A 23,147-nucleotide genomic window follows, 5' to 3' on the forward strand; every position below is an offset into this window, starting at 1 on the left:
TTCTCAGAGCCAGCCGCGGTCCTCGGCGAACCTCGCCGCCTCGACACGGGTGGTGGTCCCTGTCTTGCCGATCGCCGACGAGAGGTAGTTGCGCACGGTGCCGGGCGAGAGGTAGAGCCGCCCGGCGATGACCTGGACGGGTGAGCCGTCCAGGGCCGCGCGCAGGGCCTCGCGCTCGCGCTCGGTCAGCGGGTTGGGCCCACCCAGAAGCGACTCCGTCGCCAGCGCCGGGTCGACGACGCGGACCCCGGCGTGTACCCGGCGCACCGCCTCCGCCAGCTCGGGCGCGGGCGTGTCCTTGACGACGAAGCCGCTCGCCCCGGCGTCCATCGCCCGCCTCAGGTAGCCAGGTCTGCCGAACGTCGTCACCACGAGGCAGCGGGTCGGCATACCGAGCTGGCGCAGCTCCTCGAGCACACCGATGCCGTCCCGTCCCGGCATCTCGATGTCGAGCAGGCACACGTCGGGCGAGGAGGTGCGCACCGCCTCCAGCACCTCGTCCCCGCGCCCCACCTGCGCGACCACCTGCATGTCGCGCTCGAGGTCCAGGAGCGCGGCCAGCGCTCCCCGTACCAGGGCCTGGTCGTCTGCCAGGAGCAACCTGATCACCACCGCACCTCCAGAGCCGTCCCCGCACCACGTGGGCCCGCACCGACGGTCAGCTGCCCACCCGCCTGCCGCACCCGTTCACCAGCACCGCACAGTCCGTTCCCCTCGACGACTCCCCCACCCACGCCGTCGTCGACCACCCGCAGCGACGACTCCCCGAGCTCCACGGTGCACCGGTTCGCGGCGCTGTGCCGCACCACGTTGGTCACCGCCTCCCGCAGGACCCAGGCCAGCGTGATGCGGTGCCGGGGGTCGACGTCGGTGACCGAGCCGCATACCTCCATCTCCATGCCTGCCCCAGCCAGCGCGACGCGCGCAGCCTCGAGCTCGTCCGCCAGCCGCGCCACCCGCAGCCCGCCGACGGTCGCGCGGATCTCCGCGAGCGCCTGACGTGACAGGTCCTGCACCTCGGCGAGCTCCTGCTTCGCCGCCGCCGGGTCGACGTCGATGAGCCGCTGGGCAAGCTCGGTCTTGACCGTCACCACGGTCAACGAGTGCCCCAGCACGTCGTGCACGTCCCTCGCGACCCGCTCCCGCTCCTCGGTCAGCGCGAGCTGCCCCTCCACCTCGCGCGCCGACTCCTGCCGCTCCTCGAGGTGCCGCGACAGCACGCTGGTGGCGAGGACGAGCATCGCGATGCCCCAGAACATGACCGTGCGCGCCAGCCCCCAGGACACCGTGCTCGCGACGACACCCAGCGCGAAGAGCGTCAGGGAGGTCGTCCACATGGCCCGCCACGGCAGGAAGAAGACCGGGACGGCCACGATGAACGGGAAGGCGGTGAGGGAGTTGGGCCCGATCAACGCCGCCAGCACGAGGGCGCTGGCCACCATCGCGGCCAGGCCGACCATGCCGCCGCGGGCGGCACGGGCGTACTCCCCTGCCGAGACGAGACGCGTGGACAGGCGGACGGTCACGACGTAGGCCGCCATGAAGGCGACGATGACGACGGTCGAGGTCACCCGCCACACTGTCGACCCGTGCGCGGTCCAGACGTAGGTCAGGGGAAAGAGGAAGAAGACCAGCCAGATCGCCCCGAAGAGCCACCCCCAGCGGCCCCACGCGTCGGTGCCGGACTTCCGTGGACTCATGCCTTCACTCTGCCACCGGGCCCGCCGCCGGGCCATGACGTCTGTCACCGGTGTCGTCGCAGGTCAGCGGGTCTGTCGGTGGGTGGTGCTTGAGTGAGGGTATGGAGTACCTACCGGGGGGCGAGACGGGCGGCGCAGGTGCGTGGTCGCCCACCGCGAGCGCGCCGGCGGTCGCCGACGAGGACTGGGGCGAGGCGCTGGACGAGCTGGACGCCCTGGACGCCGCCGACTACCAGGCGCTCATGGACGAGGTCGCGACCGTGCTCGGCGAGATGCACGGGCAGGACAGGCGGGGGTTGCCGGCCGAGAAGCTGGAGGACGGCCTGAAGGGCGCCGCCCTCTCGCTGGGCCGCGCGAGCCTCGGGCCCGACGAGGTCGTGACCGTGCAGGACGAGGAGCTGACCGGGGCGCTCGAAGCGGTCGGCCGGCTGCAGACCCGGCTGGGTGCCATCGGTTTCCGACTGGCCCAGCAGGCGGCCGCCCGGGGTCTGCACCAGGAGTCGGGGATGACGCTGGTGGATTGGCTGCGGGTGCGCTGCCCCTGGCTGAGCAGCCGGGACGCCGCACAGGTGATGTCGGTGGTCACGGCGTCGGAGGCACCCGCCGTAGCGCAGATCGGGGAGGCCGTCGCCAGCGGCGACGTGCCGCTGCACCGCGCGGCGACCGTGGCGCGGACGATGACGCGGCTCCAGGAGTCGCTCGACCCCGAGCAGCAGGAGTCCTACACCCGGATCGCGACCGCCGCCGCGGGCCGTCCCGAGGTGTCGGACAAGGACCTGACCACCGTCTGCCACCGACTGCTGGAGGACCTGCTGCACGAGAAGGCCCCGGGTGAGCGGGAACGAGCCGCGATCGCCCTGCGCGGCGTCTCGTCCCGCAAGGTCGCGCCGGGGCTCACCCGCTTCACCATCGACGCTCCCGACGGTGCGGCCGCGACCCTCAGCGGCGTGCTCACCTCCCAGTTGGCGGCACCCGCCCCAGACGAGGCGACCCAGGAGCCCGACCCGCGGACGGCGACGCAGCGTCGCTTCGACGCCCTGCTGGCCGTGGTCAACCGCGGGATCGCGCACCCGGGGGCTCCCCCGTCGACCGCGCGGGCGACGGTCATCCTGACCATCCCCTTCGATCCTGAGCGAGGCCTGCCGTCCGGGCCGGCGACGACCGCCGACGGTGGCTACGTGCCACCGCGGCAGGCCTCCGAGCTGGCGTGCTCGGCCGACATCACCCCCGTGTGGATGGCGGCCGACGGTGAACCGCTCGCCCTCGGTCGCACGACGCGCTATGCGTCGTCGGCCCAGTGGAAAGCGCTGGTGGCACGAGACCGCGGCTGCAGCTATCCCGGGTGCAGCGCCCTCCCCCAGTGGTGCGACAGCCACCACGTCGACTGGTGGAGCCGGGGCGGACGCACCGACGTCGACCGGATGACACTGCTGTGCGGGCGGCACCACACCGTGGTGCACCAGCACGAGCTCAGCGCCTCGGTCGACGGCGGCACCGTGACCTGGCACGTCTGAGGCCCCCGCCCCGGAGCCGGCCTGCGTGGCCGGCTCCGACCCGAGCCCGCGTGCAGCCGCCGCTGTCCAGGCATACTCGCTGGGCGGACGCTGTTGAGCGGGTATGCCTACCTCTCGCATCCCGCTGTCCGTGCTCGACCTCGTGCCCCGCTCGCAGGGTATGACGGCCGCCACCGCCATCGAGGAGTCCGTCACGCTCGCCCGTGAGGTCGACGAGCTCGGCTACCGCCGGTTCTGGATGGCCGAGCACCACGGCTCCGAGGCCTTCATGTCCTCCGCCACCGCCCTGCTGCTCGGTCACGTGGCGCACGCGACCGATCGCATCCGGCTGGGGTCGGGCGGCGTGATGCTGCCCAACCACTCACCCCTCATGGTCGCCGAGTACTACGGGACCCTCGCCACCATCCACGGCGACCGCTTCGACCTGGGGCTGGGGCGTGCTCCGGGCACGGATCCGATGACGGCTGCCGCGCTGTCGCGCTCGAGCGGCCACCTGCCGGACTTCGCGTCCGAGGTGGCTGACCTGCAGGGTTACCTGGGAGCTCCCCGGTCCGGAGCGAGGGTCCGCGCCCTTCCCGGCGAGGGCACCGAGGTGCCGCTGTGGATGCTCGGCTCATCGACCGGCGGCGCCCAGGTGGCCGCTGCGCTCGGGCTGCCCTTCTCCTTCGCCTCTCACTTCGCCCCCGACCAGCTTGCGGAGGCCCTGGCGATCTACCGCGACCGGTTCCGCGCCGACGCCGCCACCGCGCAGGTCGACCGCCCGACCACCATGGCTGGTGTCAACGTGCTGGTGGCTCCGACCCAAGAGGAGGCCGACCACCTCTTCACCACGGCGCAGCTCATGGCCATCCGCATCCGCTCGGGCCAGCCGGCCCCGCTCGACCCGCCGGTCGACAGCCTCGCCGCCGTCGTCCCGACCGAGCTGCTCCCCCTCGCCCACGCCCACCAGTCCGTGAAGATGGTCGGCACGCCGGACACGGTGGTCGAGCAGCTCGAGAGCTTCGCCGGCTCCCACGAGCTGGACGAGCTCATCGTCACCACCTACACGTACGACCCGCAGATGCGCCGCCGCAGCTACCGGATGCTGGCGGACGCGTGGGGGATGTCGTCCGCCTCCCCCGTCGAGATCGCTTCCTGAGGTCTCCAGCCCCGGACGTCGCGGACGCTCCCTGTCCCGGTGTCCCGCTGTCGTCCTGACGCGGTCGGCGTGCCGGTGGCACCCTGGGGCCCATGGCACCGAGCACATCGTCGACGACTGACGGGGCCTTCCCGGACCTCCCCCGCACGGAGGACTGGCGTGTCCTCCGCGGCAACGCCACCGCGTGGTTCGCGGCAGGGTCGCACTCGGACGCGGCGTTGCTGTCGCGGGCGGTGGTCGAGCTGTGCGGCGGCGCCGGGGCCGCGCTGCCCGACCTGGACGTCCGTCCCACGGGTGTCCGCGTCCGTCTTGGTGGCGACCTCGACGTGACGGCGGAGCATCCCGACCTGGCGAGGTCCATCTCGGAGGCCGCCCGCCGGCTCGGCCTGGAGGCAGAGCCGGGCGTCCTCCAGGAGCTGGGTCTGAGGATCGACACCGGTCAGGTCGAGAGCGTGACGGCGTTCTGGGAGTTTGCCCTGGGATACCGGCGTCGGGGCCGGCACGGCCTGACCGACCCGCTGCGCCGGCACCCAGGGCTGCGGTTCAAGCAGCTGGACGCCCCACGCCCGCTGCGCAACCGGCTGCACCTCGACTCCGTGGCCGCTCAGCGCGTGGCCTCCGGCACGGTGGACCGTCTGGCCTCGACCGGTGCCCGCGTGGCCCACCACGGCTACTACGCGACGGTCGCGGACGCGGAGGGCAACGAGGTGGACATCCTGCCGCTGCCCGAGGACGCCGACCGCTGGGACGGGCCGGGCACCGACGACTGGCGCCTGGTCTTCTCGGCCGTCGCCGTCTACCCGACCACCACGATCGAGCAGGCGGAGAGGCTCGTGACCGCCGCGGCCGACATCGCCGACCGCGCCGGCATACCCCTGCTGCTCGACGTGCGACACGACGGCACGGCCGGGCGCGCCGCCGGTGCCGGCGCAGAGACGATCGTGGTCCTCGACACGGGCAAGGACCGCTGGGAGATGGACGAGGGCTACCTGCCGCTCTGCCAGCGGGTCCAGCGCGAGGCCCGCTCGCTGGGGCTCACTGCCGCACCCGACCTGGCGCGGTTCGTGCAGGTCGGCGTCGACGCCGTCGACGTGCCCGCGACCCGGTCGTTCTGGCAGACGGCCCTGGGCTACGCGCCCGACCCCCGGCCGGGCGTCACCGACGTCGTCGACCCGAACGGCCTCGGCCCGGTCCTCTTCTTCCAGCCGCTGGACCCCAGCGAGACCGAGCGCCGCTCGCAGCGCAACCGCCTCCACCTCGAGGCCGCCGTCCCCCACGACGTGGCTGACGCCAAGGTCAGGGCGGCGCTGCGGGCCGGCGGCACCGTCGTGCGCGACGACAGCCCGACGAGCTGGACCCTGGCCGACCCGGAGGGCAACGAGCTCGACATCGTGGCGGGCGTGGCGAGGGAGGAGGACGGCGCCTGAGCCGGGCACCGGCACAATGGGGCGGTGCCCACCCCCCTCGACAGCTCCCGCAGCCCGCGCGCACTGCTCCCCGCAGCGGGGGTGTCCGTCTCGGCACTGCTGCTCTTCGGGGTGCACCTCCCGTGGGCCGGCTATGCGCTGCTCGTGGCGAGCCTGGCGGCGGCCTTCGTCCTGCACCGCCCCCTCTTCAAGGACCTGCTGCTCATCGGGCTGGGTATCGGCATCGTCTCGACGACCTCGGTCGAGGCGGACATCAGCTGGGACCGCTTCTTCCTCCTGGGCGCGGTCCTGACCGCCGCGGTCGCGGCACCGGTGCTCGTCGACCGTCTCGTCTACCGTCGGCAGGCGATCACCTTCCCGTGGATCACCCGGCGCCGGTGGACGCGGTTGCAGTGGGCCTACGTCGTCGCCGTCCCCCTGCTCGGCTATCTCATCCTGCCCGCCTACTTCATCCACTCGGGCAGCTACCAGAACTGGCCCCCCATCCAGACCCCCAGCGAGTTCGGCCGGTTCTTCGTCGGGGTCAACGCCGTGGGTCTCTGGGACGAGCTGTTCTTCATGTGCATCTGCTTCGCCCTGCTGCGCCGGCACTTCCCGCTGTGGACGGCCAACGTCCTGCAGGCCACCATCTTCGTGTCGTTCCTGTGGGAGCTCGGCTACCGCTCCTGGGGTCCCCTGCTGACCATCCCGTTCGCCCTGCTGCAGGGCTACATCTTCACCCGCACCAAGTCGCTGACGTATGTCGTCATCATCCACCTGCTCTTCGACGCGGTGGTGTTCCTCGCGATCGTCCACGCGCACGACCGCAGCATCTTCCCGTTCTTCGTCTACTGAGCACCGGCTCAGCCGTCGATCGCCAGCGCGAGCGGCAAGACGCCCTCCGCCCCCGCCCGCCGCAGGGCCCGCGCGGCCACCGTCATCGTCCACCGCGAGTCCACGACGTCGTCGACCAGGAGCACCGGCCCGCGGGCGTCCTGCAGGGCCGCGGCCAGGTCAGGGCCGACGACGACCCGGTCCCACACGTTCGAGAGGCGGAAGGCGCTGTTGCCCCCGGGCTCGCCCACCGGGCCCCCGTGGGCCAGGTCGAGGGTGCCCAGCAGCGGGAGCCGGCCGATCTGGCTGATCTGCTCGGCCAGCGACCCCACGACCGCCGGCCGGCGGCGCGAGGGCATGGCCACCACGCCCACCGGTCGGCTGGTCCACCCCCAGCCCGCGAGCACCTGCACGACGGCCCGGACGACGTCGTCCGGCACCGGTTGCCCCAGGGCCATCTCCTGGTCGGGGTCGTCGGGGTCGGCGACCCGCGACGTCCCCGCGTCGAGCACGCCGCGCAGCCGCTGGCCCCACCCGAGGTCGGAGAGCCGGGCCAGCGCCCGACCTGGGCCGGCCTGCTCCTCCGGGGCGATCTTGCCCTTGACGTCGACGCCCAGCCGGGGCATACCCGTCGGCCACTGTCCTCGCGGCTCCACGAGCACCCCGACGGCTCCCAGCCGATCGCGGGCGGCCCCGACCGCCTCCGTCGGCACCTCGGTCGGGAACCACGCCCCGGCGCAGCGGTCGCAGCGCCCGCAGGGCTCCGCGCTGGGGTCGTCCAGGCACTCCTGCAGGAACTCCATCCGGCACCGCTCGCCCTGCTGGTAGGCGACCATGAGCTCGGCCTCACGCACCCGTGCCTCGGCCACCCGGGTGTAGCGCTCCCGGTCGTAGACCCAGGGCTGCCCGGTCGCCGCCCAGCCCCCGCGGACCTTCTCCACGGCCCCGTCGACGTCCAGCACCTTGAGCAGCAGCTCCAGGCGGGTGCGCCGCACGTCCACGATGGTCTCCAGCGCCGGCGTCGACAACGGCCGGTCGCTCTCGGCCAGCGCGCCGAGCACCGCGTCGGCCTGGTCCTGGCGTGGCATGGACACGGTCGCGAAGTAGTTCCAGATCTCGCGGTCCTCGGACCCGGGCAGGAGCAGCACGTCGGCGCGCTCCGTGGCGCGGCCGGCGCGACCGACCTGCTGGTAGTAGGCCACCGGCGAGCTGGGCGCCCCGAGGTGCACGACGAAGCCGAGGTCCGGCTTGTCGAACCCCATCCCCAGGGCGCTCGTCGCGACGAGGGCCTTGACCTGGTTGTGCCGCAGGGCACCCTCCAGCCGCTCGCGGTCCTCGGTGTCGGTGCGCCCCGTGTAGGCCGCCACCTCGTGCCCGGCGGCGGCGAGCGCCTCGGCGACGTCCTCGGCGGCGGACACGGTGAGGCAGTAGATGATGCCGCTCCCGGGCAGGCTCTCCAGGTGGGCCAGCAGCCACCCCAGCCGCTGCTCGGGGGTGAGCCGCGGCAGCACCCCCAGGCGCAGGGAGGACCGGGCCAGCGGGCCGCGGACGGTGCGCACCTCGCGCCCGCCCACCCCGAGCTGCTCGACGACGTCCTCGACGACCCGCTCGTTGGCCGTCGCCGTGGTCGCCAGCACCGGGGTCGCCGGGGCCAACGCGTCCAGCAGCGTCCGGATGCGCCGGTAGTCGGGCCGGAAGTCGTGACCCCAGTCGCTGATGCAGTGGGCCTCGTCGACGACGAGCAACCCGCACCGCGCGGCGAGGTCGGGCAGCTGCTCCTCCCTGAAGCGCGGGTTGTTGAGCCGCTCCGGGCTCACCAGCAGCACGTCCACCTCGTCGGCGGCGAGCGCCGCCCGGACCTCGTCCCACTCGGTGGCGTTGGCCGAGTTCATCGTCACGGCACGGACCCCGGCCCGCCCCGCCGCGGCGATCTGGTCACGCATCAGCGCCAGGAGCGGGGACACGATGACCGTGGGGCCGGACCCCTCCGCCCGCCGCAGCGCCGTGGCCACGAAGTAGACCGCCGACTTGCCCCACCCCGTGCGCTGCACCACCAGCACCCGCGCCCGCTCGCGCACCAGCGCCTCGACCGCCTCCAGCTGCCCGTCCCGGAACTCCGCGTCGTCCCGACCCACGAGCCGCCGCAGGGCCTCCTGCGCCGCCGTCACCAGCTCCTGACCGCTCACCTGCTGCATACTCCGACCGTAGCCGCCACCACCCCCACGCCCACGACCCGCCGAGCCGCGCACGCACCCCGCCCACCGCGCGCCCACCCTCCAGGACACCGGTGCGGAACACCCCGCGGGACCGCCGACCTCCACTAGTGTGTGCTGCGTGAACTGGGACCCGGTGACCGCTGTCCTCTTCGACCTCGACGGGGTGCTGACCCCGACCGCCGACGTGCACATGCGTGCGTGGGAGACGATGTTCACCCGCGTCCTGGACCAGCAGCCCACGCCCCAGGAGCCCTACACCGACCAGGACTACTTCGCCTACATCGACGGCAAGCCGCGCTACGACGGCGTGCAGTCCTTCCTCGACGCCCGCGGGATCGACCTCCCCTACGGCCAGCCCTCCGACCCACCAGAGCTGGCGAGCGTCTGCGGACTGGGCAACCGCAAGAACGAGATCTTCAACGAGGTGCTCGCCGAGCGGGGCATTCAGGCCTACCCGGGCTCGCTGCGCCTGCTCGACGCCCTGGAGGCACGCGGCATCGCCATGGCTGTCGTCTCCTCCTCCAAGAACGCGCCCTCGGTCCTCGGCGCCGCCGGCATCGCCGAGCGCTTCCCGGTCGTCGTCGACGGGTCGGTCGCCAGCCGCGAGCGGCTCCCCGGCAAGCCGCACCCCGACACCTTCCTGTATGCCGCCTCCCAGCTCGGACACGAGCCCGCCACCTCCGTGGTGGTCGAGGACGCCGTCTCCGGGGTGCAGGCCGGCGCGGCCGGTGGCTTCGCCCGGGTCATCGGCGTCGACCGGGGTGCCGGTCGCTCGGTCCTGCGCGACGCCGGCGCGGACGAGGTCGTGTCCGACCTCGCCGACCTCGTCTGACCAGCCACCCCTCCCGCACGACAGGAGACGCCCGATGGCGACCATGTCGCACCACCGTCCGCCGGCCCCGATCGACCCGCTCGACCGCACCCGCTTCCCCGCCGACCCGTGGCAGCTGCGGGAGACGGCCTACGAGGACGGGGACCTGGGGGTCACCGAGACCCTCTTCGCCACCTCCAACGGCTACCTCGGTCTGCGCGGCAACGTCGAGGAGGGGCGGGACACCCACGCCCACGGCACCTTCGTCAACGGCTTCCACGAGACCTGGCCGATCCGGCACGCCGAGGAGGCCTTCGGCCTGGCGCGGGTCGGACAGACGATCGTCAACGTGCCGGATCCCAAGACCATCAAGCTCTACGTCGACGACGAGCCGCTGCTGCTGTCCACGGCCGACCTGGACCACTACGAGCGCACCCTCGACTTCCGCGCGGGTCTGCTGCGCCGCTGCGTCATCTGGCGCACGAGCGCCGGCAAGCGGGTCAAGATCACCTCCACACGCATGACCGGCGTCGTGGAGCGCCACCTCGCCGTCATGACCTTCGAGGTCGAGATGCTGGACGGGCACGCGGCCCTCGACATCTCCAGCCAGATCCTCAACCGCCAGGACGGCTCGGACGAGTACCACGTGACGAGCGCGGCCATGGGTGAGGGCGTGGACCCCCGCCAGGCGGAGGCCTTCGAGCACCGGGTGCTCGACCCCGTCCTCGCCGAGGTGCGGGACCGCCGTCTCCTGCTCGGCTACCGCTGTCACAACTCGGGTATGACGATCGCCACCCTGGCGCAGCACCTCGTCGAGACCGACAACACGTGGACGGAGAAGCTCAGCGTCAGCGACGACCTCGCCAAGCACGTCGTCCGCGTGGAGGCCCGGGAGGGACGGCCGGTGCGCATCGAGAAGCTGGTGAGCATGCACACCTCCCGAGGCGTGCCTCCGCAGGAGCTGGCCGACCGCTGCTCGCGCACCCTCGACCGCGCCGTCGACCGCGGGGTGGCCGTGCTGCAGCAGGAGCAGGCACAGGTGTGGTCGCGATTCTGGGAGGAGTCCGACGTCGAGCTGCCCGACCAGCCGGCGCTGCAGCAGGCCGTCCGGTGGAACCTCTTCCAGCTCGGCCAGGCCTCGATCCGCGCCGGGTCGCACGGCATCCCCGCCAAGGGGCTCACCGGCTCGGGGTACGGCGGGCACTACTTCTGGGACACCGAGTGCTACGTCCTGCCCTTCCTCGTCTACACCCACCCCCAGGCGGCCCGCAACGCCCTGCGGTTCCGGCACGGCATGCTCGAGGCGGCCCGGCGGCGGGCGGCGGAGATGGCCCAGTACGGCGCGCTCTTCCCCTGGCGCACCATCAACGGGGAGGAGGCGTCGGCCTACTTCGCCGCCGGGACGGCGCAGTACCACATCAACGCCGACGTGGCCTACGCGCTGATGAAGTACGCGCGGGCCACCGGCGACGACCAGTTCCTCCTCGACCAGGGGGTCGACATGCTCGTCGAGACCGCGCGTCTGTGGGCGGACCTGGGCTTCTGGCAGACCAACGGCAACCGGCAGTTCCACATCCACGCGGTGACCGGCCCGGACGAGTACACGACGATCGTCAACGACAACCTGTTCACCAATGTCATGGCGCAGCTCAACCTGCGCGCCGCGGTGGAGGCGGTCCGCCGCCTGCGGATCGCCGACCCGGCCCAGTTCGCCCGGGCCGTCGCCCGGCTGGACCTGGGCGAGCACGAGGTCGACTCGTGGCAGCGGGCGGCGGACGGCATGCACATCCCCTTCGACGAGGCGACCGGCGTCCACCCCCAGGACAGCCACTTCCTGGAGCGCGAGGTGTGGGACCTCGACGCCACCCCCGCGGACAAGCGTCCGCTGCTGCTGAACTACCACCCGCTGGTGATCTACCGCTACCAGGTCCTCAAGCAGGCCGACGTCGTCCTCGCGCTCTACCTCGCCGGGGACGCCTTCACCGCCGAGGAGAAGCTCACCGACTTCGCCTACTACGACCCGATCACCACGGGTGACTCGACGCTCTCCGCGGTCGTGCAGTCCATCGTCGCGGCCGAGGTCGGCTACCACGACCTCGCGCTGCGCTACTTCTACGCCGCCCTGTTCGTCGACCTGGACGACCGCCACGGTAACGCCAGCGACGGCGTGCACGTCGCCTCCACCGGTGGCGTCTGGAGCGCGCTGGTCGCCGGGTTCGGAGGGATGCGCGACCACAGCGGCGTCCTGTCGCTGGACCCTCGGCTGCCGACCTCCTGGCCCGGCCTGACGTGGCGTATGCGGTGGCACGGCTCGCGGCTGCGGGTCACCGTGGAGCAGGAGCAGGTCCGCCTGGCCGTCGAGGTCGGCGGACCGGTCACCCTCGAGGTCCGCGGGCAGAGGGTGGAGGTGGGCGACCAGGAGGTCACCGTGGCCCTGGACGGCCACGGGTCGCGCCGCGACGGTGCACCCACCTCGGAGGCGGCGTCCGGCGGCAGCATCCCGACCGATCGGCGCAGGGGCACGCCGGGACGCCCCAGTGGCGTGGTCCCCCACAGCTGGCCCGAGGAGCAGTGGGAGTCCACCGGCGCGGTGCCGCGCGGGCTCGCCGGGTCAGAAACCGAGCCGCCGCGCCGCACCGCGCAGTGAGTCGGCGCCGGCGCGCAGCCCGCCGAGCTCGTCCTCGGACAGGGTGGGCGCCAGCGGGCGCTCTGCACCCCCGGCGCCCACGACCGTCGGGATCGACAGGCAGACGTCGTGCAGCCCGAGGGTGCCCGAGAGCAGGGTCGAGACGGGCAGGACCTGGCGTTCGTCGCGCAGCACCGACTCGATGATGCGGCTGGCGGACGCGCCGATCGCGTAGTTGGTCGCCCCCTTGCCGGCGATGATCTCGTAGGCCGCGTGCACCACGTCGTGGGCCATCTGCGCGCGCTGCTCCTCGGTGGTCAGCTCGATGACGGGCACCGCGCCCACGGTCGCGCTGCTCCACAGGGGGATCTCGGAGTCCCCGTGCTCACCGACGATGTAGGCGTGCACGCTCTGCACCGCCACCCCGCAGGCCTGCGCCACCAGACCCCTCAACCGGGCGGAGTCCAGGACCGTGCCCGAGCCGAACAGCCGCGCGGGCGGGAGGTCGGTGACCTTCTGCGCCACGTAGGTGATGACGTCCACGGGGTTGGTCACCATGACGTAGGTCGCCCGCGGCGCCACCTGCACCAGCCGCGGCATGAGGTCGACCATGAGCCGGGTCGTCGAGGCGGCCAGGTCCATGCGGCTCTGGCCCTCCTGCTGCTTGGCCCCGGCCGTGACGGCCACGACGTCGGCGTCGGCGCAGACGTCGATGTCGTCGGAACCGTCGACGTGGGCGGCCGGCATGAACTGCAGCCCCTGCCGCAGGTCGAGGGTCTCGGCCCTGACCTTCCCGACGTCGATGTCGTGCAGGACGACGTGCCTGGCCACACCCCGCAGGAGCAGCGCGTAGGCGAGCGTGGTGCCGACCGACCCCGCCCCGACGATGGCCACCTTGGGTCCCGAGATGCTGTCCGTCACGCGCTCATCATGACAGCCCCAGGGGCCGGTCCTCCGGACGAGGGATTGGCCCTCCCGCCCGGCGTATGGTCGACTGGGCGGCATGAGCGAGCCCACAGACCTCCCCTTCCAGGACGACGAGAACCGCCCGGAGTCCATCTACGAGGGCGAGCGTCCGGGCGAGAACGGCGCGGGACGTCGCCCCGGGGACGCCGGCGGCGAGAACGGGCCCAACGGGCAGGTCGAGGACCACGCGCTGACCCCCGGAACCACGCGGCTGGGTCGGCTGGGCGAGCCCGAGGAGACGGAGACGGACGTCCTCGCGGCCCGGGTGACCGGCCCGGAGGACCACGACGGCATGACCCGGCTGTGGCGCGCCACCATGGGCTTGGGTCACTGGTGGTTCGTCGCGGTCGGCGAGACGGGTGCCGAGTCCCCCGCGGCCGCGCAGATCGACGGGCAGATGATGCTGCTCACCTTCACCAGCGCCGAGCGGGCCCGGCACTTCGCGGTGCAGAACGAGATGGTCGGCCCGGACGAGGACCTTCGCGCGATCGCCCTCACCCCGCGCGAGCTCGTCGACTCCTCCTCGACCTACGCGGACGCCGGCATCGCCGGGCTGATGTTCGACCCGCACCTGTCCGGCTACTTCATCCCCACCGACCAGCTCCCCGTCGTCTGGGACGCCGTGAGCACCAGCGACTCTCCGGACGAGCAGCCCTCCTGATCTGACCCCTCCACGCCGGCACCGCCGGGAGCGGGCCCGGCTCAGCGGCCGGGGATCACCAGCTCCTGACCGGCGGCGATCGAGGTGGTGCTCAGGCTGTTGGCCCGCTGGATGGCGGTCATGGCCCGGCTCAACGGCAGCTCGGGCAGCTGCTCGCTGGCGATCTGGCTCAACGTCTCCCCGCGCTCGACGGTCACGGAGGTGCTGGCACCGGCCGGGCCGAGCAGGCCGACCATCGACCAGATGACCGCCGCCAGGACCAGCCCGGTGGTGGCCGTGACGGCCAGCCGACCACGGCGGGTCAGGTGCAGTCGACCCGCACGCAGACGCCGCCGTGCCGCCCTGGACGGGCGGCGGTCGTCCTCGCCGACCAGGCGCAGGTGCGTCGGCCGACGGGACGCCCCGCCGGTGACGGGGCGGGGCCCGGGCAGCGGGCCCAGGATGTCGTGTGCGATGGCGGTGCTCATGATGTTCACCTTCCTCGGGGCGGTGCCATGCGGACAGGTGTCCGATAGCACGTCTGTCCTATTGATAGCACACCTGTCGGACGACGTCGACACGCCGACCGAACACATGTTTGTCCGCGGCGCTCGACGGGCGTAGGCTGCTCTCATGTCAGGAACTCAAGCACCCACCACTGACATACCCTCTGACCAGCGATGATGCTCGCGGCAGCAGTGCCGTGACGGTTGGCAGGGTGGGCCCGGACGAGGGGATGGAGACCATGGCCACGATTCACGAGATGCCGGACCGCGACGGCGGCGCCGAGCTGACCAACCGGCAGCGACGCGTCCTCGACGTCATCCGCGACGCGGTCGACCAGCGCGGGTACCCGCCGAGCCTGCGGGAGATCGGCGACGCCGTGGGTCTGACCTCGCCGAGCTCCGTGGCCCACCAGCTGAAGACCCTCGAGCGCAAGGGCTTCCTGCGCCGGGACCCGCACCGTCCCCGCGCGATCGAGGTCGTCACCCCCGGCCAGGAGGGCACGGGTTACCGCCGCAGCGATCAGGACGCCGCGCTCGGCCCGGTCTCGAGCGAGACGATCGACGAGACCGGCATCAACGACTCACGCCCCCAGCCGTCCTACGTCCCCATGGTCGGGCGCATCGCGGCCGGTGGTCCGATCCTGGCCGAGGAGGCGGTCGAGGACGTCTTCCCGCTGCCTCGTCAGATCGTCGGCGACGGCGAGCTGTTCCTGCTCAAGGTGGTGGGTGACTCGATGATCGACGCCGCCATCTGCGACGGCGACTGGGTCGTCGTCCGCCGCCAGCCGACCGCGGTCAACGGCGAGATCGTCGCCGCCATGCTGGACAACGAGGCGACCGTCAAGACCTACCGCCACCGCGACGGCAAGACCTGGCTCATCCCCCACAACCCCGCCTACGAGCCGATCGACGGCGACCACGCCGTCGTCCTCGGCAAGGTGACGGCGGTGCTCCGCCGGGTCTGACCCGGCCCCCCCAGACCGCGGCGCCGCTCCCCGTCCCCTCCATCCTCGTCGGGGGGTGGCGCCGCATCCTCATCCCGACGGGGCCGGGCCCTCGTCGAGGGAGTAGTAGTCGTAGAGCTGCTCCTCCTCGTCCTCGGTCAGGTGCCCGTCGCAGGGGATGTCCGGGGCGTCCTTGATCATGTCGACGGGGTAGGGCACCTCGATGTGTCCGTCCCTGATGACGGCGTTCGACACGGGGCAGAAGATCTTGCGGCCACCGAACCACCCGGTCCGCACCGACACCCACGCCGGCTCGCCGGTCCCGTTGTCCAGGTAGACCTGGTCGAGCCCGCCGACCTTGTGGCCGTAATGGTCGACGACCTCCGCGTCATACATCTCACCCAGCTGCTCGTAGGTGACCACTGGTGACCTCCTCGTCGCGGCCCGGTTGGCCGATACCCCCAGCCTAGCCACCCAGGTCGGCGACCAGCCCGGGCAGCACGTCCCCCACCAGCGCGTCGAGCCGGAGAGTGGTCTCGGCGTCGCCGCGCGTGGAGCCCCGGGTGACCACCGCGACCGGTATGCCGTCGCGCGCGGCCCGGCGGACGAACCGGTAGCCGCTCATCACCCGCAGCGAGGAGCCGAGCACCAGCAGCGCGCTCGCACCCTCGACCAGGCCGAACGCCCGCTCGACCACGTCCTTGGCGACCGAGCCACCGAAGAAGACCACGTCCGGCTTGAGCCGGTCCCCTCCGCAGACGAGGCAGCGCGGCGTGCGGAAGGTGGCGACGAGGGCCTCGGGGAGGGCGACGTCGCCGTCCGGTCTCACCTGCGCGAGGCCGTCCAGACCGGTGAGGACGTCGGGGTTGGCGTCCACCAGCCACTGCTGCACGAGGTCCCGCGAGGTCCGCTCGCCGCAGTCGAGGCAGGTGACGGCCGCCAGGGTGCCGTGCAGCTCCAGCACCCGCCGGCTGCCGGCCCGCTGGTGCAGGCCGTCCACGTTCTGGGTGATGACGTGCCGCAGCAGCCCCAGGCGCTCCAGGTCGGCGACCGCGCGGTGCGCGGCGTTCGGCTGCGCTGCCGCGAACCTCCCCCACCCCGCGAAGGCGCGCGCCCAGTACCGCTGCCGGCCCTCGGCGGAGCTGACGAACTCGCCGTGCTGCATGGGCTGCACCCGCCGGGTCCCGTCGGGCCCGCGGTAGTCCGGGATGCCGCTGGCGGTCGACATCCCCGCCCCGGTGAGGACGACGACGTCCCCGTCGGCGAGCAGCTCCCGGAGCTCGCCGAGGGCCAGCGGGTCGACCGGTGTGCGGGGTGGCAGCGTGTGGGCCAGGTCGAGCGGGCCCACGACGCTCACGCCGACCCGACCCACGCCGCGGCACACGCGGACGCGGGCACGAGGGCGCCGCGGGCGGTGACAGGTGCGGGACGCGACGACATGGTGGGTCCATCCTGCCAGCCGGGCGGCCGGACGGCTCGCGGGAGACTACCGACGGCCGAGGGCCGTGACCCGCCCCGAGCCCCGGAGCGCGCTCACCACCTCCGAGGGCCCGGCGACCTGAGGGTGCGGGGGGCGCGACGGCGCGTCCAGCAGCACCGACCCGGGAGCGTGCCGCCGCACGGAGGCGTCCGCGACGAGGTAGCCGTGCCGTTCCAGCACCATCTGCTCCCCGGCGCTGAAGGCGTCGAGGTCGGTGCGCACCTGGTGGATCGCGCCGAGGGCCTCGGGAGCGCGCCCCGGCGGTGTCCCCGTCCCCCGGGCTCGTCCGGGGTCCCCCGCGAGGTCGCCGGGCGACTCCAGGGACCAGGTGGCACCGGCCAGCGCGCCCCGCGCGAAGCCGGCGTGCAGCCATCGCAGGCGCGCGGTCTGTCCGCCGCTGGAGGCGATGGAGAGCAGGCGCCACAGGCGGGAGAGCAACGAGCCCGGAGGGCGGCCACGGAAGACCGCACCCCCGTCGCTGACCAGGACGGTCTCGTGGTCGGACCAGACCGGCTCGAGGGCGAGGTTGTCGTAGACCCCGCCGTCGACCAGCTGGATCCGCCTCCGGATCGCCGCCCGCACGTCCTCGGACTCGTCCGGGTCGGGGGCACCACCCACGAGGCCGAGCTCGTCACCGTTGAGCTCCAGCGGCGCGAAGAACGGTGGGTACGCGCAGGACGCGGCGACCGCGTCGACGATGCGCAGCCCCGGCGGTGGGGCGCAGTGGCCGAGCCGGTGGTCCCCCATCCGACCCCGTGGCCCGGCCGAGTAGGGGTCAGCGAAGACCCAGGAGACCCCGTAGCCGATCTCGGTGGTGCCGGTGAGCACCGCGGGACCTCGGCTGCGGGCGTGCTCGCGCAGGTCCGTGCCCCACCACGGGACAGCCTGCTCCAGCCCGTCGGCGAGCACCCCGACGCTCGCGTCCGGTCGACCCCAGCCACGGGGCCGCACCCGGGACAGCAGCGCTGGGGTGCGCAGGTTGCGCCGGGTGAGCTCGAGCAGCGGGGTGGCGACCAGCTCCTCCAGGCCGCCCACCCGGCCCGGTCCTCGTCGGGGGTCGGGCCAGTCCAGGTCGGGGTGCGTGAGCAGGTTGGCCAGCACGGCCCCTCCGGACACCGCGCTGATGGTGCGCAAGGACCCGAGGACGCCGAGCTCGTCGAGGCGTCGGACGGCGCCGAGGTGGAACAGCGACGCCCGGAAGCCCCCGCCGGACAGGCACAGGGCGCTCCCGTGCCGTGGTCGCAGGGCGGAGGGACCGTGGTGGGCGGTGGCCCGGGCAGCCTCCAGCTGGGCCAGGGTGGGGTCACCGGACGGGGGTGGCGGGGGCAGGTGCTGGTGCGCGGCAGGCACGTGTCCAGCACACCAGCGACGGATGACCGGGGCGTGAACCTGGCCCGTGGTGTCGGCGTCGCTCTGGTGACCAGCGCCCCGCCGACTACGATGCAGGGCATGTTCGACGCCGCAGGGCTGCGCGTGATGCGCGCCATCGCCGAGGAGGGGTCCTTCACCGCGGCCGCGACGTCCCTCGGCTACACCCAGCCGGCGGTGTCCCAGATGGTCCGCCGGCTCGAGCAGCGGGCGGGCACGGCGCTGGTGGAGCGGATCGGGCGCAGCGTGCGGCTCACCGAGGCGGGGAGGTTGCTGGCCCGACGGGCCGCCGAGATCCTGGACCGGATCGACGAGACCGAGGCCGAGGTCGTGGCCATCGCCGGTCTCAAGGCCGGACGCGTGCGGCTCATGGCCTTCCCCTCCTCTTCCGCGACGCTCGTGCCGCGGGCGTTGGCCCGGCTGCGCACCAGCCACCCCGCGGTGACGGTGCAGTTCAGCGAGGCCGAGCCGCCCGAGTCCCTCGCGGCGGTGCGGGCCGGGGCGGTGGACCTCGCCGTGGCGTTCGCCTACGAGGGCACGGACGCCGGCCGTGGCGAGGACGACCTGACCGGGCTGGTGGTCATGGACGTGCTCGACGACCCGGTCATGCTGGTGCTCCCCCAGCACCACGAGCTCGCCGACCAGGACGAGGTGGACCTCGCCGACCTGTCCGCGGAGCGATGGATCGCCGGGTGCCCGCGGTGCCGCGGGCACCTGCTGACCCTGGCCGACGGCGCCGGGTTCAGCCCTGACGTGACCTTCGAGACCGAGGACTACGTCGCGGTCCTGGGGCTGGTGGCGGCCGGGCTCGGGGTGGCGCTCGTCCCGCAGCTGATCCTCAGCACCGTCTCGCACCCCGACGTGGTCGTCCGGCCGGTGTCGCCGCCGTCGCGCCGCACCGTGCAGGTCGTGACGACCCCGGACCTGCAACGCGTACCGGCCGTCGCGGCCACGCTGGAGGCGCTCTGCCACAGCGCCCGGGAGCTGGGCGGCTCTCCGTGCGCACACGTGACCCCCACTCCCTGAGACCTGTCGGCCGTCGGCGGGAGCACCGTCGCCGCGGGTCTCCGCCGGCCCCGACGTCGGAGCCGGGCGGGGTGGGACCGGGTCCCGATCCATGGCTCACCCTCCCTCGCGGGCGTGCGGGACGAGCCGGCCCCCCGCGTCGCGGACGACCGCGATGTCGCCGTGCAGGTCGGTCCTCAGCACGACGGCCCCGATCTCGGAGAGCAGGCTCAGCGCGCTCGGGGCCGGATGACCGAAGTCGTTGTCCTCCCCCACGCCGATGAGCGCGATCTCCGGGCGGGCCTGGCGCACCAGCCGTTCGTCCTGCGCGGCCGAGCCGTGGTGGGCCACCTTGAGCACGTCGTAGTCCCGCCCCTCCGTCAACCGACCGACCAGCCGGGCACCCTCCGGCTCGAGGTCACCGGTCATGAGCACCCGCGCCCCGGAGACCTCGACGTCGAGGACGATGCTGGCGTTGTTGGCCGCCGACCCGCCCGCAGGCGGCCGCGGTGTGGGCCAGAGCACGGTGACGGCGGTGTCGCCCCAGGTCCAGCGGTCCCCCGGCCGCGCCACCCTGAGGGGTATGCCCGCCGCGCCCACCTGCGCCGCGACGGACGCCGCCGACTCGGCGGGCTCCTGGACCGGCGTGACCAGCACCTCACCCACCTCCGCCGCACCGAGCACCGCCGCCAGACCGCCGACGTGGTCGCTGTGGAAGTGGGTCAGCACGAGCAGCTCGACCCGGCGCACCCCCAACAACCGCAGGCAGTCCGCCATCGCCCCCGGGTCGGGGCCGGTGTCGACCACGACGGCTCCATCGGCACCGCTGGGGAGCACGAAGGCGTCCCCCTGCCCGACGTCGCAGCCCGCGACGACCCAGCCGGGAGGTGGCCAGCCAGTGAGACCGGGCCACGGGACCACCCACACCACCACGGCGCAGCTCGCGGCGGCGGCGACCCAGGGGCGACGCCCCAGCTGGTGCGACCACCAGCGCCTGGTGAGCAGGAGGGCCACGGTCACGGCGGCCAGCGCCCAGGCCCCCACCGCGCCGTCCCACCACTCCAGCGTCCCACCCGGCAGACGTGAACAGACCCGGGCGATCCGGCCGATGACCCAGGCGGGCGCTGCCGCGAGCCAGGCCACCGCCGTCGCGAGCCGCACGGACAGCGGCGCCAGCAGGGCGGCGACGACACCGAGGATGGTGGTCGGCGGGACCAGCGGTGCCGCCAGGAGGTTCGCCAGGACGGCCACCGTGGTGACCGTCCCCTGCAGCAGCACGATGACGGGGGCACAGATCACCTGCGCCGCCAGGGGCACGGCGGCCGCCCTCGCCGGCAGCGCTGCCCAGCGCGGCACCCGCGCGGCCATCGCCAGACCCCACGGGCGCGCCCACAGGACCAGGCCGAGCGTGGCGAGCGTGGACAGGGCGAACCCGTAGGAACGGGCCAGCCAGGGGTCGAGGCACAGCAGCCCGATGACGGCCGCACCGAGGGTCGGCAGGCTCGCCCGCCGTCGGCCACCCGTGAGGGCCATCAGCCCGACCGCACCCATGACCCCGGCCCGCAGCACCGAGGGTTCCGGACGGCACAGCAGGATGAACCCGAGCAGCGCGACGAGCACCACCGGCAGGCGCCACCCTCGGGGCAGACCCAGCCGGGCGGCGAGCAGCGCGACCCCGCCCGCCACGATCGCGACGTTGCTGCCGCTCACCGCCGAGAGGTGCGTCATCCCGGTGTCGCGCATGGCCTGCGTCAGGTCCGGGGGCGTCAGCGAGGTGTCGCCGATCACCAGGCCCGGCACGAGACCACGGGGGTCCGTCGGCAGCGGGTCCACGGCCTGGCGGAACCGGTCCCGGACGTGGTCGACCCCGCGCAGCAGGGCGATCGGCCGGTCCAGGGTCGTGGGTGGTCCCCGAGGCACGAGGACGGCGACGGCCCGGTCGCCGGGTTCTGCCGGGGACCACCGGCCGACCGCCTCCAGCCTGCTCCGCCAGGCGGCCTCCTCCCAGCCCTCCCCGGCGGTGGCGATGACCAGCACGGGGGTCCGCGGGCGAGCCGTCTGCCCCCGGGCGGAGGCCCGGACGACGCGGGCCTCGAGGATGACGAGCGGGTCCCGCTCGTCGGCACGTGCCAGCACCCGGGGCTCGGTGGTCACCACCAGCTCGACGCCGGTCACCGCGCGCTCCTGCGCCCACCCGGCGACCGGACCGGCACGGGCGACAGCGAGGTGCAGCGCCGCGGCGCCGCACACCAGGCCCACGGCCGCCGCCGCGAGCGCGAGCACCAGCAGCACCGGGTGGCCGGCACGACCGGACCCGTCGACCCGGCGAGCGGGCCCAGACGCGCGTCCGCGGTGGCGGCCCACCGGCGGGCCGTCGACCGCGGCGTGGAGGGGACCGGGGAACGGGGCCAGCCGGGCCATGCGGGCGAGCAGGCTCGCCACCAGGGCGAGCGCGCCGCCGGCGACCACCGCCGGCAGCCAGCCGGGACCGGTCAGCACCCCCACCAGGACCGCCCACGCCGTGACGGCCGGCAGGAGGAGCCGCGCGTCGTGGGGCACCTCCCTCTCACCACCCGCCGGTCCCTCCGTCCCTGCCGGCCCCTCGACACCCCTCGGCCCCGCCGTGTCCACCGGCAGCACCGTCTCCGCCGGCCCCTCTGCGTCGGCAGGCCCACCCGGTCCCGCTGCGTCCCCCGCGGACGCGAGGACGCCCCGGCGGCTCACGGTCCGACCGTGACCAGCGGCGCCAGCTGCTCCAGGGTCCGGTCGCCGATGCCGCTCACCTCCAGCAGCTCCTCGACGGCGGTGAACCCGGCGTGCTCCTCCCGCCAGGCCAGGATGCGGCCGGCGGTCACCGGACCGATGCCGGGCAGCTCCTCGAGGTCGGCCTGGGTGGCCCGGTTGAGGTCGACCGGTGCCGTACCGGCCTCGGTGCCGCCGACCCCACCCCCGGCGCCCGCCGGCGTCGTCGCCCCGGCCGGCCCGGCGGCGGCTGACCACCCCGGAGGGGGTTCCTCACCGGGCGCCCCCACCCATACCTGCTCGCCGTCCACCACGACCCGGGCCATGTTGACGGAGCCGGGGTCGGCACCGGAGGTGAGGCCGCCCGCCGCGTCGACGGCGTCGACGACCCGGGCTCCTGGCAGCAGCTCCACGACCCCCGGCGCGGCCACGTGTCCGACGACGTGGACCAGCACGGGCCCCTCCGGGGTGGGGGCCGCCGTGCTCCCGGGCCCGGCCGGCCCATCACCACCCGACCCACCGCCACCCGATGAGTCGGCGCCTGGCTCCGCGGCCCCCGCCGGCGCACCGGGATCGCCACCCACCCCCGCCCCGTCCGTCGCCGACGGCTCACCACCTCCGACGAACCCCGCCGGCGCCGCCTCCGCCTGCTCCTGACCTGGGGCCTCCGGGAGCGCCGTGGCCTGCTGGGCGACCCACCACCACCGACCCCCGAGCACCGCCAGCACGACGACGGCGACGAGCAGCAGACCACCCACGGACCGGGCACCCACCCCGATGCTGGCGCTGCGCCCCGCCCCGGGCACCGGCACGAGCCGCATCTCGCCACCGCGCACGTCGTGGCCCGGGTGCCCGCCCCGGTCACCGTGCCCATCACCCACGACGCCGTGCCCGCCACCCCCGACACTCCCGACACCGTCCCCGGCCCGGCCGACCCCCTCCCCGGTCCGGCCGAGGCCCCGACCCGGCCCACCCCCTGCGCGCTCCCGCTCGTCCGCCTGCTCGTCCGTGGCGCCCGGCCGCACCCGCTCTCCCCGCTCGGCACGGTCGTCCGCGTCGAGCGCCGCACGGCGCGTGCGGTGCCTGCCCTGGTGCAGGGCCTCCATGTCCCCCGAGTCCATGGTCGGCACGCTAGGAGCCCGACGCACCCCGCGGGAGGGGGGCGGGCGCATCTGTGGACGGCCGGGGCGCGCCCCGGAGGGTGTGGACGACGCGGAGCTCGGAGCCGGTGCGGTCTGGGCCTCGCACCGG

19 protein-coding genes are annotated in these 23,147 nt (G+C 73.9%); 9 read left to right on the forward strand and 10 right to left on the reverse strand.

The genetic code is table 11. The features are described 5' to 3' along the window. Positions 1-3: 3 nt before the first annotated feature. Positions 4-609, reverse strand: coding sequence for a response regulator transcription factor (locus tag AVL62_RS10835; protein WP_083518912.1), 606 nt, complete (start codon positions 607-609; stop codon positions 4-6). Then, positions 606-1,700: a sensor histidine kinase gene (locus AVL62_RS10840; protein ID WP_058891632.1), complete on the reverse strand. Its 1,095-nt coding sequence runs from the start codon at positions 1,698-1,700 to the stop codon at positions 606-608. Before AVL62_RS10840 ends, AVL62_RS10835 begins: the two co-directional genes overlap by 4 nt. A gap of 101 nt (positions 1,701-1,801) precedes the next feature. Here AVL62_RS10840 and AVL62_RS10845 point away from each other — a divergent pair, with 101 nt between their 5' ends. The 4 genes from AVL62_RS10845 (at position 1,802) to AVL62_RS10860 (ending at position 6,613) form a co-directional block, all read left to right on the forward strand. Continuing rightward, positions 1,802-3,214: an HNH endonuclease signature motif containing protein gene (locus AVL62_RS10845; RefSeq protein WP_058891633.1), complete on the forward strand. Its 1,413-nt coding sequence runs from the start codon at positions 1,802-1,804 to the stop codon at positions 3,212-3,214. A gap of 103 nt (positions 3,215-3,317) precedes the next feature. Beyond that, positions 3,318-4,352: an LLM class flavin-dependent oxidoreductase gene (locus tag AVL62_RS10850; protein ID WP_058891634.1), complete on the forward strand. Its 1,035-nt coding sequence runs from the start codon at positions 3,318-3,320 to the stop codon at positions 4,350-4,352. 92 nt (positions 4,353-4,444) lie between these two features. Then, positions 4,445-5,779, forward strand: coding sequence for a VOC family protein (locus tag AVL62_RS10855; protein WP_058891635.1), 1,335 nt, complete (start codon positions 4,445-4,447; stop codon positions 5,777-5,779). 24 nt (positions 5,780-5,803) lie between these two features. Next, the gene (locus AVL62_RS10860) at positions 5,804-6,613 is read left to right on the forward strand and encodes a CPBP family intramembrane glutamic endopeptidase (RefSeq protein WP_058891636.1); all 810 of its coding nucleotides are present in this window, start codon (positions 5,804-5,806) and stop codon (positions 6,611-6,613) included. Positions 6,614-6,621: 8 nt separating this feature from the next. Here the strand turns inward: AVL62_RS10860 and AVL62_RS10865 are convergent, their stop codons facing one another. Further along, positions 6,622-8,787 carry a RecQ family ATP-dependent DNA helicase gene (locus tag AVL62_RS10865; protein WP_058891637.1) on the reverse strand — a complete coding sequence of 722 codons (2,166 nt, stop codon included), beginning with the start codon at positions 8,785-8,787 and terminating at the stop codon, positions 6,622-6,624. Positions 8,788-8,926: 139 nt separating this feature from the next. On the opposite strand from AVL62_RS10865, the gene AVL62_RS10870 reads away from it, so the two are divergent. Continuing rightward, positions 8,927-9,640 carry an HAD family hydrolase gene (locus AVL62_RS10870; protein ID WP_058891638.1) on the forward strand — a complete coding sequence of 238 codons (714 nt, stop codon included), beginning with the start codon at positions 8,927-8,929 and terminating at the stop codon, positions 9,638-9,640. A gap of 34 nt (positions 9,641-9,674) precedes the next feature. Further along, the gene (locus AVL62_RS10875; protein WP_058891639.1) at positions 9,675-12,266 is read left to right on the forward strand and encodes a glycoside hydrolase family 65 protein; all 2,592 of its coding nucleotides are present in this window, start codon (positions 9,675-9,677) and stop codon (positions 12,264-12,266) included. Here AVL62_RS10875 and AVL62_RS10880 read toward each other — a convergent pair. Next, entirely contained in the window at positions 12,231-13,166 is a 936-nt protein-coding gene (locus AVL62_RS10880) for an L-lactate dehydrogenase (RefSeq protein WP_235585663.1), read from the reverse strand. The genes AVL62_RS10875 and AVL62_RS10880 overlap by 36 nt on opposite strands. An 82-nt stretch (positions 13,167-13,248) precedes the next feature. Here AVL62_RS10880 and AVL62_RS10885 point away from each other — a divergent pair, with 82 nt between their 5' ends. Further along, on the forward strand, positions 13,249-13,872 hold the full coding sequence (locus tag AVL62_RS10885) for a hypothetical protein (protein ID WP_058891640.1): 624 nt from the start codon (positions 13,249-13,251) through the stop codon (positions 13,870-13,872). A 41-nt stretch (positions 13,873-13,913) separates the two neighbouring features. Here the strand turns inward: AVL62_RS10885 and AVL62_RS10890 are convergent, their stop codons facing one another. Beyond that, positions 13,914-14,339: a LysM peptidoglycan-binding domain-containing protein gene (locus tag AVL62_RS10890; protein ID WP_058891641.1), complete on the reverse strand. Its 426-nt coding sequence runs from the start codon at positions 14,337-14,339 to the stop codon at positions 13,914-13,916. Between the two features lie 257 nt (positions 14,340-14,596). On the opposite strand from AVL62_RS10890, the gene lexA reads away from it, so the two are divergent. Further along, positions 14,597-15,322 carry a transcriptional repressor LexA gene (gene lexA, locus AVL62_RS10895; protein WP_058891814.1) on the forward strand — a complete coding sequence of 242 codons (726 nt, stop codon included), beginning with the start codon at positions 14,597-14,599 and terminating at the stop codon, positions 15,320-15,322. Between the two features lie 69 nt (positions 15,323-15,391). Here lexA and AVL62_RS10900 read toward each other — a convergent pair whose 3' ends face one another. From AVL62_RS10900 to AVL62_RS10910, 3 genes are all read right to left on the reverse strand, one after another. Then, positions 15,392-15,724 carry a PRC-barrel domain-containing protein gene (locus tag AVL62_RS10900; protein WP_058891642.1) on the reverse strand — a complete coding sequence of 111 codons (333 nt, stop codon included), beginning with the start codon at positions 15,722-15,724 and terminating at the stop codon, positions 15,392-15,394. A gap of 43 nt (positions 15,725-15,767) precedes the next feature. Continuing rightward, positions 15,768-16,649, reverse strand: a complete 882-nt coding sequence (locus AVL62_RS10905; protein WP_235585664.1) for an NAD-dependent protein deacetylase — start codon at positions 16,647-16,649, stop codon at positions 15,768-15,770. 138 nt (positions 16,650-16,787) lie between these two features. Then, complete coding sequence (locus tag AVL62_RS10910) at positions 16,788-18,131, reverse strand: patatin-like phospholipase family protein (RefSeq protein ID WP_235585665.1); 1,344 nt, start codon at positions 18,129-18,131, stop codon at positions 16,788-16,790. A gap of 99 nt (positions 18,132-18,230) precedes the next feature. On the opposite strand from AVL62_RS10910, the gene AVL62_RS10915 reads away from it, so the two are divergent. Continuing rightward, on the forward strand, positions 18,231-19,175 hold the full coding sequence (locus AVL62_RS10915; protein ID WP_058891817.1) for a LysR family transcriptional regulator: 945 nt from the start codon (positions 18,231-18,233) through the stop codon (positions 19,173-19,175). 96 nt (positions 19,176-19,271) lie between these two features. Here AVL62_RS10915 and AVL62_RS10920 read toward each other — a convergent pair whose 3' ends face one another. Next, on the reverse strand, positions 19,272-21,713 hold the full coding sequence (locus AVL62_RS10920) for a DNA internalization-related competence protein ComEC/Rec2 (RefSeq protein WP_058891643.1): 2,442 nt from the start codon (positions 21,711-21,713) through the stop codon (positions 19,272-19,274). Between the two features lie 161 nt (positions 21,714-21,874). Next, on the reverse strand, positions 21,875-23,017 hold the full coding sequence (locus AVL62_RS10925) for a helix-hairpin-helix domain-containing protein (protein ID WP_058891644.1): 1,143 nt from the start codon (positions 23,015-23,017) through the stop codon (positions 21,875-21,877). Positions 23,018-23,147: the final 130 nt, after the last annotated feature.

This window comes from Serinicoccus chungangensis, assembly GCF_001483745.1.
Lineage (GTDB): Bacteria > Actinomycetota > Actinomycetes > Actinomycetales > Dermatophilaceae > Ornithinicoccus > Ornithinicoccus chungangensis_A.